We start from the raw sequence: 244 nt of genomic DNA, 5'->3' as shown, positions 1-244 counted from the left end.
CTGGTCGGTTTTTAATGGTGCTGTTGGCGGGCGGCGGCGCTGCCCGCCAATCCGCAATGGGAGCAGGGGTGATGAGTTCGCAACGTCAGCGTCTCCCTCCTACCGTGCGCGTCGGGCAGATCCTCGATGCCGCGCTGCAGGAGTTCTCGGCCGCCGGCTACACCGGCGCCCGGATGGATGACATCGCCTTGCGCGCCGGTCTGTCCAAAGGCGGCCTGTACGCGCATTTCGCCAGCAAGGAGGA

Annotated in this window: 1 protein-coding gene; it reads left to right on the top strand. The window is 66.4% G+C overall.

What is annotated here, in order from left to right; translation table 11 throughout:
* Positions 1–14: 14 nt before the first annotated feature.
* Positions 15–244, top strand: a 230-nt coding sequence (locus OH705_RS30095; RefSeq protein ID WP_416383615.1) for a TetR family transcriptional regulator, incomplete at its 3' end; no start/stop codon positions are given.

It is taken from the genome of Pseudomonas sp. BJa3, assembly GCF_026343815.1.
In the GTDB taxonomy this organism is placed as follows: Bacteria; Pseudomonadota; Gammaproteobacteria; order Pseudomonadales; family Pseudomonadaceae; genus Aquipseudomonas; species Aquipseudomonas soli.
This window is presented reverse-complemented; position numbering and strand designations above follow the sequence as displayed.